Consider the following 13,417-nt stretch of genomic DNA (forward strand, 5'->3'; position numbering starts at 1 on the left):
ATTGAACACGAAAGAGTCTATTCCATCCATAAAACTCTATGGTGCAAAACGATGCCATAAAACACAGTTTTATTTAAGTTTCCTTAACGAAACTGGCCTCCCATATGATTTTTTGGATGTAGAAACCAATAAAGACCACGCAGAAGAATTGCGTGGTCTTTATTTAAACAGAAAACTTAACTTTCCAACACTAACAATTGGTTCTAAAAAACTACGTAATCCTCGTAAAGAAGATCTTGAAAAATGGCTTAACAAATTAATTCTGAAAGACTAAACCAAAAACGATTATGACCTATACTGAATTTAAAGCTAAACAGCAATTTTTAGAATTACCAGAAGGTCGCATCGCTTATATTGATGAAGGTCATGGCGCACCCATACTATTGCTTCATGGTGTACCAACCTCTGGTTGGTTATATCGACATATATTTCCAGAATTAGTACAAAAAGGGTATCGTGTTATTGTGCCTGACATGTTTGGTTATGGATCTAGTGATTCACCAAAGGGTTATGAAAAATATCACGAAAAGTTCCAAGCTGAACGGCTTTCAAAACTGATGGAACATTTAAGCATCAACAAATGGACACATATGTTTCATGATGCTGGTGGCTTGTGGACCTGGGAACTTTTAAAACAGCAGCCAAAATCTATTAAACAACTTATTATTTTAAATACAATCATTTTAAAACCTGGCTTTACTCCTCCAATGCGTTTTGGAAATAATTTCCTAACTAAGTTTGTTATGAATCTATACAGTTACAGGCTCACTAATACTATGTTGATGAAAGGACTTTTCAAATCTGGCTTATTAGAAAACAATCTCTCCAAAGATGATATTGAAGGTTATAAGATGCCTCTGCTACAAGGAAAAATTAAAGGCATGTATTACTTCTTCTCTAAAACCTGTCATAATTTACCTGATTACTCTAGTTTACTTCCAACATTAGAACAACAAGTTCTAGTTATTTGGGGTAAGCATGATGAGTTTTTAAAATGGGAACCTCAACAAGATCAGATAAAGCGAGCTTTGAACATCAAAACAAAGAACATTCATGTCATCGAAGGAAAACATTTTATACAGGAGGAAATCCCTGAAAAAATAATTAACTTGACACATCAATTCATTCAAGCATCAAATTAAGAAAGGTTGCACTCTAACACTGATAAACTAAAGAATTCCTATGGAAAAAACTGTTTCAGAAGCGATACAATACAGAAGATCAACTAGAATTTACAAAGAGGACCCTATCGACACCGAAAAGGTAAAACAATGTCTCTATAATGCTTCTTTGGCGCCTACTAGTAGTAATCTTCAATTATGGGAGTTCTATCACGTTACTAATGAAAGCACTCTCGAAAAACTAACAGTAGCCTGTCTTGGTCAAAATGCAGCAAAAACTGCTAAACAGCTCGTTGTTGTGGTCACAAGAAAAGATTTATGGCGTAAGCGTGCCAAAGCTAATATTGAATTTATAAATAAGATTTACGATAAACCTGACTTAGAAGAACAATGGTTAAAACGCAAAAAAATGGCGATCAGTTATTATAATAAACTCATTCCTACGATTTATACAGATCTCTTCGGAATTCTGGGTTTTATTAAATATCTAGTTTTTCAGGTTGTTGGACTCTTTAGACCCATTTATCGTCAAATACGTTTGAGTGATATGCGAATTGTTGCTCATAAAAGTGCTGCGTTAGCTGCCGAAAATTTTATGCTCAGTATGTCTGCTATTGGTTATGACACCTGCCCAATGGAAGGCAGTGACACACTTAGAGTAAAGCAAATCCTATCCTTACCTCGAGGTGCCGAAATCAATATGGTGATTGGTTGTGGTATACGTCATAAAGATAAAGGCATTTATGGCCCTCGTTTTAGAGTGCCTTTTGACGAGGTTTATTTTGAGAGGTAGTTAGTTCTCAAAATTCTTAATCCCATTAGTTAACCAATCATAATATTCATCTGCATCTGGAGTATAACCTACCGGTTTGATAAGATTCGCCTCATTATGATCCATCAACACATAATAAGGTTGCGTATTGGTCTTGTATTTTAGGGTTTGCATTTCACTCCATTTTTGACCAATATACTTAAGTTTTTTACCTGGTCTTAGTTTAGAATCTGAAACATCTTCATCAGTAAGTTTCCGTTTATCATCAACATACAAGGAGATTAAAACGATATCGTTTTTTAGCTTAGATAATACCTTGGGCTCAACCCAAACATTTTGCTCCATTTTACGGCAATTCACGCATGCCCAACCCGTAAAATCAATCATGACTGGTTTTCCTACTTGTTTCGCATATGCTAGTCCTTTATCATAATCGTTAAAAGCCAGAATATCATGAGGTGCTAATAAATGGGCACCATCTGGCAAACCAGAATGACTTGCAGAACTTCCGCCACCTCTCGAATTACCTACACCATAAGGCGATTCACTATAATCCAATGGTGGAGGGAACGCGCTAATTAAATTTAATGGTGCGCCCCAAAGTCCGGGAATCATATAAATGGTAAATGATAAAGTTAATAGCCCAAGCATTAATCGCCCAACTGAAATATGCTCCAAGGGTGAATCATGTGGTAATTTTATTTTTCCGAGTAGATATAAAGACAGTGCTCCAAAAATGGCAATCCATATCGCGATAAACACTTCTCTTTCTAATAAATGTAATTGTAACACCAAGTCGGCTTGTGATAAAAATTTAAACGCTAATGCGAGTTCTAAAAACCCTAAAACCACTTTTACAGTGTTAAGCCATCCTCCAGATTTAGGCAATGAATTTAACCAACCTGGAAATGCAGCAAATAAAGCAAAAGGTAATGCAATAGCAGAAGAAAAACCTAGCATTCCTATAACAGGAGCAATCCCTCCTTTTGATGCTGCTTCAACTAAAATGGTTCCTACTATTGGGCCTGTACATGAAAAAGAAACAATAGCTAATGCTAATGCCATAAAGAAAATTCCAATAAGCCCTCCTCTATCAGCTTGTCGATCTGCTTTGTTTGCCCATGAGTTAGGTAATACAATTTCAAAAGCACCTAAAAAGGAGATAGCGAATACAACCAGTAATGCAAAGAATATGAGATTAAACCACACATTAGTAGCTAATGCATTTAATGCATCTGCACCAAAAATAGCTGTTATAATCGTACCTAGTAATACATAGATTACGATAATCGACAACCCATAAATAATGGCATTTCTAATCCCTTTAGCTTTCGATTGACTTTGTTTGATAAAGAAACTTACAGTCATTGGAATCATTGGGAATACACATGGTGTAAGTAATGCAACAAAACCAGAAAGAAAAGCTACTAAAAAAATAGACCATAACCCTCTAGTTTCGCCTTCTTCCTCTTCTGTTCCTTTATCTTCAACTTTAACCGCTTTAGTTAAATCATAATCTAAATCTATAAAAGTAGGTGTTAAACATTGCTTGTCGTCACAAGCCATGAATCCTATTTCAGCCTTCACGGTTTTGACATCCTCTGCATTGGAAACTTTTATTTTTTGTCTGAACTCTGCAATATCTTCAAAGTATTTCACCTCAATCCCAAAGACTTTATCTTCTACAGTTTTTCCTTTGCCTTCAGAAGTTTTACCAACAAGTTCAACATTTTCTCCAAGATCATATTCAAAAGTAGTTGGTATAGGACCTGCATCTTTTGGAGGTATTTGAGAATACAAATGCCAGTTCTTATCAATACTAGCTTTTGAGACTAAAATATAGTCGTTATCTGAAGTTTTCTCAACCGATGACTCCCATTTTACAGGCTCTAGAATTTGTGAAGTATCATCTGGCGAATCAAAAGGTGATAAACTTAAACCGCCTTGTGACTCATCATTTTTTTTTAAATTAAATTGAAGATCAATATAGGTTGGTGGTAAACACTTTTCATCATCACACACCATAAACTCCACCTCACCTTCAACTAGTGATAATTCTTGATTTAACACCTTGATACGTTGTCTGAATTCGGCTTTATCTTCAAAGAATTTGATAACCATGTCAAACACAGGATCGTCAACAGTATGCCCTTCTTCTTCACTCGTCTTTCCGCTTAATTCATAAGCATCATTAGCCTTGTAAACAAATGTTGTTGGTATTGGACCACCATCAGGCACATTTTGAGAATACAAGTGCCAGCCACTATCTATAGTTGCCGTTGAAATTAGATCATATTCGGTATCTGAAATTTTCTCAACAGACGTTTCCCATTCTACAGGTTCTAATACTTGGGCTTTTGAAGCTATTGTAAAAACCAATACACTAAGTAGGGTAATAATTAAATTCTTCATTAGAAATAATTAGGTTTTGAAAGACGCTAATTTATGAAAAACTAAAAGATTAATCGCTAGCTTTAAGATTTGATTATAAAACGAGAATTAAAAGCATAAAAAAAACCGAACTTAATGTTCGGTTGATACTATTTATTGATAGGTTTCGATGGGGTTCCCACCAAATTTCCATTTTTCGAAGCCACCTTCTAAATCATAAATTTTCACAAAACCTTTCTCTTTAAGTTCTTTTGAGCATCTGGAACTCCTTCCACCTGACTTACAATATACAATGACAGGTTTGGTTTTATCAAGCTTGGCAATGTCCTCATCAAAGGTTGGCGATCTAAAATCTATATTTTGAGACTGTTCTATAAAGCCTTCTTTGTATTCTTCGGGAGTTCTTACATCAACTAACTGAATATCTTCCAGCTCCAAACGTGATTGCATCTCTTCAGCAGAAATCATTTTAATTTCGCTTTGTGGTTCTTCCTTGCAACTAAATGCGAGAGCAAAAAGTGCAAAACAGTAGATAAGTACCTTGTTTTTCATTTTGATTGATTTTTAGATTGAAGCCACTTCACCTTTCCATTCGTTGAAGCCTCCAATGAGATTATATGTGTTTTTAAATCCTAACTGATTCATTACACTACAAGCCTGAGCACTTCGCCCACCTGCTTTACAATACACATAATAGTTTTTAGATTTATCGAGTTCTTCAAGCTCGTAGATAAATCCTTGACCCTTATAAATATCAATAGCAATAGCATTTGGTATAATCCCAAGTGCTACTTCTTCTGGTGTTCTAACATCTAATATTACCGCATTTTCATCTGCGTTTAATTTAGAGGTCCATTCTTGTTGAGTTAAATCAGCCATATTTTTTATACATCAATAATCATGCAAATTTAACGTTTCCTTATGATAAAGACGAAAAAAAATCCGAAGTGTTACACTTCGGATTCTTAAAATTTAAAAATTAAATTGTTATTATACTTTAATTGAGCAGCCTATTGCTCTTGTTTTGGCTTCTGGAACTTCCTTCCCAACTAACAATGCATCTACAGCATCTTCAACATAAGTTTTAGTTACAGCGCTTGCGTCTTTATAATTATCGTCAATGGCTCCAATGTACTTTACTTGAGGTCCTTTTTTTGTTTTTTCTAATACATAAACATGAGGTGTTTTGGTAGCACCATATTGAGGATAAATCTTTTGGCCTTTATCCATTAAATATGGAAATGTAAATCCTTTTGCTTTTGCTCTTGCTTTCATAGCAGCCATATTATCTCCAGGTTTTACATCGGTATTATTTGGCATAATCGCAATAACAGGATACCCTTTATCAGCATATTTTTTATTTAAGGCTTCAACGCGATCTTCATAGGCTACTGCATAAGGACAAGTATTACAAGTGAATACTACAATAAATCCTTTAGCGTCTTTAAAGTCTGCCATTGAGACCATTGTTCCGTCAATATTTTCTAATTCGAAATCGGTGGCAATATCTCCAATATCATAACCTGTTCCTACAGGTGTAAACGCTGTAGTTGCAATAAATGCAACTATGGCTAATAGTGTTTTAAATGTGTTCTTCATGATGATTCTATTTAATGAATTGTTTTACTTCGGTTTCTAATTCTTTGTAATTGAAAGAGCGTTCATAAAACGCTTTTTTATCTTTATTATAAATCAAGGTTGCTGGAATAGCTCCAGACCAGTTTTTATTTACTTTTGGTATCCACGTATTGGAGTCGACATCATCCAAAACAACGACTTCACTTTTAAGTGCGTTCTTCTTTAGAAAAGGTTTGAGCTTTGTTTCAATTTGCTTCGGAAAGTCTAAACTTACTAAAATAACTTCAACATTATGATTAGAATACTTAGTATTCAACTGCTCAAAGTATGGAAGTTCCTTTACACATGGCGCACACCATGTTGCCCAAAAATTTATCACATAGGTTTTTTTGGCATCTTTTGCGCTTAAATACGATTGAAGCTCTTCAAAATTGAAAACTTTCAAACTATTATCGGGACGATCAAGATGTGTTTCTTCAAAAGAATTTATCTGTGATGCCCCATTTCCAAAGGACATTAAAACAATAGTAATTATAAGAGCCATATGTTTCATGTTATAAATTTAGGAATCAAATTACGGACATGAATAAATTTAACAAAACATTAGAAAATTGAATCATTTTTTATATTACATTTGTACACACAACAATTGTATATACAAATGTCAATAGAAAAAGAAATAAAAAGCACAGTTAAACTTGATGAAAAAGACAAAACTGTTATCAATTTAATTTACACCAATAATTGGTTAAAAGAAAAAATGCATGTGTTTTTTAAAGCGTATGATTTATCTCAAGAACAATATAATGTTCTAAGAATTTTAAGAGGCCAAAAAGGACATCCGGCTAATTTAAGCACCATTCAAGATCGCATGCTTAATAAGATGAGTAATACAACACGCTTAATTGACAAGCTTCTTAAAAAGGAATTTGTAACTCGTCAAATGTGCGCATCAAATAGAAGAAAAATAGAAATTTTCATTACCAAAAAGGGACTCAATCTATTAACAGAATTAGATCAAAAAGTAAAAACAATCAACATAGAAATTACCAAAAGTTTAAATAGCTCTGAATTATCTCAACTAAACAAACTTCTAGATAAATTAAGAACACCATAATAACCCAAATACAAATTTAAATTATAAAACAATGAAAAACACCATTTTAAAATCAGCAACTTTAGTCGTATTAGCTTTATCATTTGTATCCTTTACCACTATTTTGAAAAAAGAAATAAAAGTTAAAGAGTCAACAATTACATGGAAAGGCCATAAAATAACAGGTTCGCACGAAGGTACTATAACATTAAGTGATGGCACACTTACATTTGAAAATAAAAAGCTTACAGGTGGGAACTTTACCATTGATATGACAAGTATTACTGTAACAGATTTAAAAGCTGGAAAAGGAAAAGAAAAGTTAGAAGGACACCTTAACTCTGATGATTTTTTTGGCACACGCAGCTACCCTAAAGCCACATTTAAAATCACAAATGTTAGCGGTAACGACGGCAATTACAAAGTAACTGGAGATTTGACTATCAAAGGAAAAACACATAAGTCGACATTCAATATGAATGTGACAAAAGACGCTGCTACTGCTAATCTAAAAATTGATAGAACTAAATATGGCATTAAGTATGGTTCTTCAAGTTTTTTTGACGGACTAAAAGACAAAGCTATTTCTGACGAGTTTGATCTAAATGTCACATTGAAGTTTTAAATAATTTTGATTAATAGCAACATTTAGTGATTAAGATTCCCATGTTTATGGGAATCTTTCCTTTTTTATAGAATTAAATTTGAAAACTAAAATTTGATTTCTATATTTGAACTTTATTACAACAATGAACACAAATTTAAATCATACTTGGTGGTGGATGTCTCGAAACGAAACTTCGTGAACTAACCCTATAGGTATATTTAAACTAACATATCAAAAAGGCTTGTCATTCACGACAAGCCTTTTTTAATAATAAAAAATGAAAACATTTAGTCTATACACGCATTACAAAAAAATATTAGCAGACACCATCACACCTGTAAGTATTTATTTAAAGATTAGAGACAAGTTTCCAAATAGCATTTTATTGGAGAGTAGTGATTATCACGCTAACGATAATAGCTTTTCTTATATCTGTTTTAATCCGATTGCCTCTATAAAAGTTAAAAATTATCGTATTGAACAACACTATCCAGATGGAAGTACAAAAATCAATAAGGCAAAAAACATCTCTGTAACCGAAGAGATCCATAAGTTCACAAAACGTTTTAAAGTAAATTCTGATGAAGAGTTCAAGTTTATTAACAACGGAATTTTTGGTTATACGGCTTATGATGCTGTAAAGTATTTTGAAGATATTGACATTAGAAAAAAACCTAACTCTTTAGATATACCAGACATTTATTATGCCGTCTATCAAAATATAATTGCCATCAATCACTTTAAAAATGAGGCCTATATTTTTGCACATTGTTTTGAAGCCGAAAATAATATTGATGAAGTTTTACAGCTCATTAGTTCTAAAAATTTTGCATCTTATAACTTTAAAAAAGATTCTGATATCACATCAAATCTTACTGATGAAGAGTATAAAAGTCATGTAGAATTGGCTAAAAAACACTGTGCTCGAGGCGATGTATTTCAATTAGTATTATCCAAAAAATTCTCACAAGCTTTTAAGGGTGACGAATTTAATGTATATCGCGCGTTGCGAAGTATCAACCCATCACCTTATCTTTTTTATTTTGACTACGGAAATTTTAAAATTTTTGGAAGTTCACCTGAAGCCCAATTAGTTGTAAAAAACGAAAGAGCCGAAATTCATCCTATTGCTGGGACATTTAGAAGAACAGGAAATGACGAAGAAGATCAGAAATTAGCAAAACAGCTCGCTGCTGATGATAAAGAAAATGCTGAGCATGTAATGTTAGTTGATTTAGCACGTAACGACTTAAGTCGTCACGGAAGTGATGTAAAAGTAGAAACCTATAGAGAGGCACAATTTTTCTCTCATGTAATTCACTTAGTGAGTAAAGTCACAGGCAGAATTCATAAGAAGACAGCAACCATGCAAGTTGTAGCAGATACATTTCCTGCAGGCACATTAAGTGGAGCACCAAAACATCGTGCGATGCAACTTATTGAGCAATACGAAAAAACAAGCAGAGCATTCTATGGAGGCGCTATTGGTTTTATGGATTTTAATGGAAATTACAATCACGCTATTATGATCAGAACCTTTATGAGTAAAAACCATAAACTCCATTGGCAAGCTGGAGCGGGATTGGTTTCTAAATCAAACCCAGAACATGAGTTACAAGAAGTATATAACAAATTAGGTGCTTTAACAAAAGCTATCGAATTAGCAGAAACCATATGAAAGTATTAGTAATAGATAACTACGACAGTTTTACCTACAATCTCGTCCACTATTTGGAAGATTTAAATTGTGAAGTCACCGTAAAAAGAAACGACAAACTTTCTCTTGAAGAGGTTGATTCATTTCAAAAAATAGTCCTTTCGCCTGGACCAGGTATTCCAAACGAAGCCGGATTATTAAAAGATATTATAAAAACCTATGCACCTACTAAAAGTATTTTGGGTGTATGTTTAGGACAACAAGCTATTGGTGAAGTTTTTGGTGGTTCCCTTATTAACTTAGAAGATGTGTACCATGGCGTTGCTACTCAAGTAGACATTTGTGTTGATGATGAATCCCTTTTTAACAATATGAATAAAACCATAGAAGTGGGGCGTTATCATTCTTGGGTTGTTGATGCTAATTTACCTGAAGTATTAGAAGCCACATCTTTCGATAGTAATGGGCAAGTCATGTCTTTGCGACATAGAGTCTATGATGTAAAAGGTGTTCAATATCATCCAGAATCGGTATTAACACCTAACGGAAAGCAAATTTTGGAAAACTGGATAAAGAGCTAACATGAAACACATACTGAACAGATTAATCAATCAAGAAAGCATCTCTAGCGACGAAGCAAAACGCGTCTTGGTTAATATTTCCGAAGGGCAATACAACCAAAGTCAAATCGCTTCTTTTCTAACCATATACATGATGCGAAGCATTACTCTTGAAGAACTTCAGGGTTTCCGAGATGCGCTATTAGAACTTTGTATTCCTGTAGATTTATCAGATTTTAATGCGATTGATCTTTGCGGAACTGGTGGTGATGGTAAAGATACGTTTAATATCTCGACATTAGCATCTTTCATAACAGCAGGCGCAGGAGTAAAAGTAGCTAAGCATGGAAATTATGGCGTGTTATCGGCTTCAGGATCCTCTAATGTCCTAGAAGCATTAGGTGTTAAATTTACTAATAATGTCGACACATTAAAACGCACTATTGATCAAGCTGGAATCTGTGTTATGCATGCACCATTATTTCATCCAGCAATGAAAAATGTAGCACCAATTAGACGAGAACTTGGTGTAAAGACCTTTTTTAACATGTTAGGTCCAATGGTGAATCCTGCATTTCCAAAAAATCAAATGGTAGGTGTGTTTAATTTAGAATTGCAACGCATCTATGGATATCTATACCAGAACACAGATAAAAAATATAGTATTGTTCATGCCTTAGATGGTTACGATGAAATTTCTCTTACAGGAAATACAAAAATCATTTCTAACAATACTGAAACCATGCTCAGTCCTTCAGATTTAGGACTTGAACAAATTGAGCAATCTGATATATTTGGTGGCGCTACAGTAAGAGAAGCAGCAAAAATCTTTAAGAACATTATTAATGGAAAAGGAACTACAGCGCAAAATAATGTGGTTTGTGCTAATGCTGGTGTGGCTATAGCAACTGTCAATCAAACTTCATATAAAGAAGGATTTAAACTTGCCAAAGCAAGCTTAGATCATGGAAAAGCAAAAGCAAGCCTTGAAAAATTAATAGAATTAAGCAATTAATGGATATTCTAACCAAAATAGTAAAGGACAAACGTGTCGAGGTTGATTTGCGGAAACAATTAATTCCAATCAAACAACTAGAAGAATCTATCTTGTTTGACCATGAGACCATTTCATTAGCAAAACGACTTAAAGAAAGTCATACAGGAATCATTGCTGAACACAAACGACGTTCGCCTTCTAAGCAAGTCATTAATCATAATTTAAATGTATTTGATGTTGCTAAAGGTTATGAGAAAGCTGGCGTTTGTGGTATGTCTGTTCTAACCGACGGGAAATATTTTGGCGGAAGCTTAGATGATCTATTAACAGCACGTTCCAGCTGTAACCTACCCCTACTTCGCAAAGAATTTATTATCGATGAATACCAAATTGTAGAAGCTAAGGCTCATGGTGCCGATGTAATATTATTAATTGCTGCTATTCTATCTAAAGCTGAAATCAAACAATTTTCAGAATTGGCAAAACAGCTCAACTTAGATGTATTGCTCGAGGTGCATAACCAAGAGGAACTTGATAAATCAATTATGCCTAGTCTGGATATGTTAGGCGTAAATAATAGAAACCTTAAAACCTTTGAGGTAAGCTTAGAAACCAGTAAACGATTAAGTGAGTCGATTCCTAACGATTTTGTAAAAGTTTCCGAAAGCGGTATTAGTAGTATTGATGCCATTAAAATATTACAACCCTATGGCTATAAAGGTTTTCTAATTGGTGAAAATTTTATGAAAACTGATAATGCAGGAGAAAGTGCAGCGCAATTTATAAACGACTTGAAGCAATGAAACTGAAAGTTTGCGGAATGAAATATAAAGACAATATTAAAGCGGTTGCTCAATTGCAACCCGATTATTTGGGCTTTATATTTTATGAGAAATCAAGTCGGTTTTTTAATGGTACGATTCCAGAATTACCAAAAACCGTCAAAAAAGTTGGAGTGTTTGTTAATGCTCCTTTGAAATTCGTGATAGAAAACATAAATACCCATAATTTACAAGCGATTCAATTACATGGTCAAGAGTCATCTGAGTATATTAAAAATCTTAGAAAGGCACTAATAGACTCAGGTCGTAATGTCATGGAAATCATTAAAGTTTTTAGTATTAAAAATGATTTTGACTTTTCGGTCTTGACTACTTATGAAAACATCTGTGATTATTTTTTATTTGATACCAAAGGCAAGCTGCCTGGCGGAAATGGATATACCTTCAATTGGGATATTTTAAAATCATATCCATCAACCAAACCTTTCTTTTTAAGTGGTGGTATTGGTATACATGAAATTGAAAAACTAAACGCTTTTAAGCACACTAAAGTTTCAAAATACTGCTATGCAATTGATGTGAACAGTAAATTTGAAATCGATCCTGGATTAAAAAATACAAATGAGTTAGAAACATTTAAACATGAGTTATAATATTAACGACAAAGGCTATTACGGAGAATTTGGAGGTGCATACATTCCAGAAATGCTCTATCCCAATGTTGAAGAGCTTCGACAAAATTATCTTAAGATTATGGCCAAACCTTCATTCAAAGAAGAATTCGACCAATTACTCAAAGATTATGTAGGCCGTCCGTCACCACTCTATTTTGCTAAACGATTAAGTGACAAATACAATACGAGAATCTATCTCAAACGCGAAGACCTTAATCACACAGGTGCGCATAAAGTCAACAATACGATTGGGCAGATTTTAATGGCACAGCGTTTAGGAAAATCTAGAATTATTGCTGAAACTGGCGCAGGACAACATGGCGTAGCCACAGCTACTGTTTGTGCGCTAATGGGTATGGAATGCATCGTGTATATGGGTGAAATTGATATTGCTCGACAAGCGCCCAATGTAGCAAGAATGAAAATGCTCGGCGCCCAAGTGAGACCAGCATTATCGGGAAGTAGAACACTTAAAGATGCTACCAATGAAGCCATTCGCGACTGGATTAATAATCCAGTAGACACGCATTATATCATTGGAAGTGTCGTCGGACCTCATCCCTATCCAGATATGGTAGCTCGCTTTCAAGCTATTGTTTCCGAAGAAATTCAATGGCAACTAAAAGAAAAAGAAGGAACATCAAAACCCGATTATGTAGTGGCTTGTGTTGGAGGAGGTAGTAATGCAGCTGGAGCGTTTTATCATTATTTAGATGATACTGATGTTAAGCTTATCGCTGTTGAAGCTGCTGGAAAAGGCGTGCATTCTGGTGAAAGTGCCGCAACTTCTGCTCTAGGTCGAGAAGGTATTATTCATGGCAGCAAAACCTTGTTAATGCAAACAAATGATGGACAAATTACCGAGCCTTATTCTATTTCAGCTGGATTAGACTATCCAGGTGTTGGACCAATGCATGCACATTTGTATGCCTCTGGTCGCGCCGAATTTATCTCAATTACAGATGATGAAGCTATGGTCGCAGGTTTAGAATTAAGTAAACTAGAAGGTATCATACCTGCTATTGAAAGCTCTCATGCATTTGCAGTTCTAGATCAAAAGACATTTAAAACAGATGATGTTGTAGTCATCAATTTGTCTGGTCGTGGTGATAAAGATTTACAGAACTATATTGATTATTTTAAATTATAAAATGAATAATGAGACCCTGAAATAAATTCAGG

At 34.3% G+C, this 13,417-nt stretch carries 16 protein-coding genes; 11 read left to right on the forward strand and 5 right to left on the reverse strand.

From position 1 onward, the window contains the following. Position 1: 1 nt before the first annotated feature. The 3 genes from KWG70_RS13015 to KWG70_RS13025 are packed head-to-tail and all read left to right on the forward strand — an operon-like array spanning position 2 to position 1,914. The gene (locus KWG70_RS13015; RefSeq protein ID WP_230936477.1) at positions 2 to 274 is read left to right on the forward strand and encodes a glutaredoxin family protein; all 273 of its coding nucleotides are present in this window, start codon (positions 2 to 4) and stop codon (positions 272 to 274) included. A gap of 13 nt (positions 275 to 287) precedes the next feature. Beyond that, complete coding sequence (locus KWG70_RS13020; protein ID WP_230936478.1) at positions 288 to 1,142, forward strand: alpha/beta fold hydrolase; 855 nt, start codon at positions 288 to 290, stop codon at positions 1,140 to 1,142. Between the two features lie 40 nt (positions 1,143 to 1,182). Next, positions 1,183 to 1,914 (forward strand): nitroreductase family protein, encoded by a 732-nt coding sequence (locus KWG70_RS13025; RefSeq protein WP_230936479.1) that lies wholly within the window; start codon positions 1,183 to 1,185, stop codon positions 1,912 to 1,914. Here the strand turns inward: KWG70_RS13025 and KWG70_RS13030 are convergent, their stop codons facing one another. The 5 genes from KWG70_RS13030 to KWG70_RS13050 all read right to left on the reverse strand — a co-directional run bounded on the left by KWG70_RS13030 (position 1,915) and on the right by KWG70_RS13050 (position 6,415). Then, on the reverse strand, positions 1,915 to 4,305 hold the full coding sequence (locus tag KWG70_RS13030) for a protein-disulfide reductase DsbD family protein (protein ID WP_230936480.1): 2,391 nt from the start codon (positions 4,303 to 4,305) through the stop codon (positions 1,915 to 1,917). Between the two features lie 132 nt (positions 4,306 to 4,437). After that, positions 4,438 to 4,836: a rhodanese-like domain-containing protein gene (locus KWG70_RS13035; protein ID WP_230936481.1), complete on the reverse strand. Its 399-nt coding sequence runs from the start codon at positions 4,834 to 4,836 to the stop codon at positions 4,438 to 4,440. Positions 4,837 to 4,848: 12 nt separating this feature from the next. Next, entirely contained in the window at positions 4,849 to 5,163 is a 315-nt protein-coding gene (locus tag KWG70_RS13040) for a rhodanese-like domain-containing protein (RefSeq protein ID WP_230936482.1), read from the reverse strand. A gap of 111 nt (positions 5,164 to 5,274) precedes the next feature. Then, positions 5,275 to 5,883 (reverse strand): thioredoxin family protein, encoded by a 609-nt coding sequence (locus KWG70_RS13045; protein ID WP_230936483.1) that lies wholly within the window; start codon positions 5,881 to 5,883, stop codon positions 5,275 to 5,277. Between the two features lie 7 nt (positions 5,884 to 5,890). Then, positions 5,891 to 6,415: a TlpA family protein disulfide reductase gene (locus KWG70_RS13050; RefSeq protein ID WP_230936484.1), complete on the reverse strand. Its 525-nt coding sequence runs from the start codon at positions 6,413 to 6,415 to the stop codon at positions 5,891 to 5,893. A gap of 108 nt (positions 6,416 to 6,523) precedes the next feature. On the opposite strand from KWG70_RS13050, the gene KWG70_RS13055 reads away from it, so the two are divergent. From KWG70_RS13055 to trpB, 8 genes are all read left to right on the forward strand, one after another. Continuing rightward, on the forward strand, positions 6,524 to 6,979 hold the full coding sequence (locus KWG70_RS13055; protein ID WP_230936485.1) for a MarR family winged helix-turn-helix transcriptional regulator: 456 nt from the start codon (positions 6,524 to 6,526) through the stop codon (positions 6,977 to 6,979). A 31-nt stretch (positions 6,980 to 7,010) separates the two neighbouring features. Further along, positions 7,011 to 7,583: a YceI family protein gene (locus KWG70_RS13060; protein ID WP_230936486.1), complete on the forward strand. Its 573-nt coding sequence runs from the start codon at positions 7,011 to 7,013 to the stop codon at positions 7,581 to 7,583. A 259-nt stretch (positions 7,584 to 7,842) separates the two neighbouring features. Beyond that, on the forward strand, positions 7,843 to 9,243 hold the full coding sequence (locus KWG70_RS13065; protein ID WP_230936487.1) for an anthranilate synthase component I family protein: 1,401 nt from the start codon (positions 7,843 to 7,845) through the stop codon (positions 9,241 to 9,243). Further along, entirely contained in the window at positions 9,240 to 9,803 is a 564-nt protein-coding gene (locus tag KWG70_RS13070; protein WP_230936488.1) for an anthranilate synthase component II, read from the forward strand. Before KWG70_RS13065 ends, KWG70_RS13070 begins: the two co-directional genes overlap by 4 nt. Before the next feature lies 1 nt (position 9,804). Further along, positions 9,805 to 10,797 carry an anthranilate phosphoribosyltransferase gene (gene trpD / locus KWG70_RS13075; RefSeq protein WP_230936489.1) on the forward strand — a complete coding sequence of 331 codons (993 nt, stop codon included), beginning with the start codon at positions 9,805 to 9,807 and terminating at the stop codon, positions 10,795 to 10,797. Next, a complete protein-coding gene (gene trpC, locus KWG70_RS13080; protein ID WP_230936490.1) occupies positions 10,797 to 11,582 on the forward strand; it encodes an indole-3-glycerol phosphate synthase TrpC in 786 nt (261 codons plus the stop codon). The genes trpD and trpC overlap by 1 nt, the downstream gene beginning before the upstream one ends. Further along, positions 11,579 to 12,214 (forward strand): phosphoribosylanthranilate isomerase, encoded by a 636-nt coding sequence (locus KWG70_RS13085; RefSeq protein ID WP_230936491.1) that lies wholly within the window; start codon positions 11,579 to 11,581, stop codon positions 12,212 to 12,214. The genes trpC and KWG70_RS13085 overlap by 4 nt, the downstream gene beginning before the upstream one ends. Further along, positions 12,204 to 13,385, forward strand: coding sequence for a tryptophan synthase subunit beta (gene trpB / locus KWG70_RS13090; protein ID WP_230936492.1), 1,182 nt, complete (start codon positions 12,204 to 12,206; stop codon positions 13,383 to 13,385). Before KWG70_RS13085 ends, trpB begins: the two co-directional genes overlap by 11 nt. The last annotated feature ends 32 nt before the right edge of the window (positions 13,386 to 13,417 follow it).

Origin of the sequence: Psychroserpens luteolus (assembly GCF_021032705.1) — a bacterium.
GTDB classification, from domain to species: domain Bacteria; phylum Bacteroidota; class Bacteroidia; order Flavobacteriales; family Flavobacteriaceae; genus Psychroserpens; species Psychroserpens luteolus.

What these genes read in the sequence shown, in the direction of transcription:
- KWG70_RS13055 (WP_230936485.1), top strand. Translation starts at nt 6,524, where the DNA reads ATGTCAATAGAAAAAGAAATAAAAAGCACAGTTAAACTTGATGAAAAA.
- KWG70_RS13020 (WP_230936478.1), top strand. Translation starts at nt 288, where the DNA reads ATGACCTATACTGAATTTAAAGCTAAACAGCAATTTTTAGAATTACCA.
- KWG70_RS13050 (WP_230936484.1), bottom strand. Translation starts at nt 6,415, where the DNA reads ATGAAACATATGGCTCTTATAATTACTATTGTTTTAATGTCCTTTGGA.
- KWG70_RS13025 (WP_230936479.1), top strand. Translation starts at nt 1,183, where the DNA reads ATGGAAAAAACTGTTTCAGAAGCGATACAATACAGAAGATCAACTAGA.
- trpB (WP_230936492.1), top strand. Translation starts at nt 12,204, where the DNA reads ATGAGTTATAATATTAACGACAAAGGCTATTACGGAGAATTTGGAGGT.
- KWG70_RS13060 (WP_230936486.1), top strand. Translation starts at nt 7,011, where the DNA reads ATGAAAAACACCATTTTAAAATCAGCAACTTTAGTCGTATTAGCTTTA.
- KWG70_RS13070 (WP_230936488.1), top strand. Translation starts at nt 9,240, where the DNA reads ATGAAAGTATTAGTAATAGATAACTACGACAGTTTTACCTACAATCTC.
- trpC (WP_230936490.1), top strand. Translation starts at nt 10,797, where the DNA reads ATGGATATTCTAACCAAAATAGTAAAGGACAAACGTGTCGAGGTTGAT.
- trpD (WP_230936489.1), top strand. Translation starts at nt 9,805, where the DNA reads ATGAAACACATACTGAACAGATTAATCAATCAAGAAAGCATCTCTAGC.
- KWG70_RS13040 (WP_230936482.1), bottom strand. Translation starts at nt 5,163, where the DNA reads ATGGCTGATTTAACTCAACAAGAATGGACCTCTAAATTAAACGCAGAT.
- KWG70_RS13045 (WP_230936483.1), bottom strand. Translation starts at nt 5,883, where the DNA reads ATGAAGAACACATTTAAAACACTATTAGCCATAGTTGCATTTATTGCA.
- KWG70_RS13030 (WP_230936480.1), bottom strand. Translation starts at nt 4,305, where the DNA reads ATGAAGAATTTAATTATTACCCTACTTAGTGTATTGGTTTTTACAATA.
- KWG70_RS13085 (WP_230936491.1), top strand. Translation starts at nt 11,579, where the DNA reads ATGAAACTGAAAGTTTGCGGAATGAAATATAAAGACAATATTAAAGCG.
- KWG70_RS13065 (WP_230936487.1), top strand. Translation starts at nt 7,843, where the DNA reads ATGAAAACATTTAGTCTATACACGCATTACAAAAAAATATTAGCAGAC.
- KWG70_RS13035 (WP_230936481.1), bottom strand. Translation starts at nt 4,836, where the DNA reads ATGAAAAACAAGGTACTTATCTACTGTTTTGCACTTTTTGCTCTCGCA.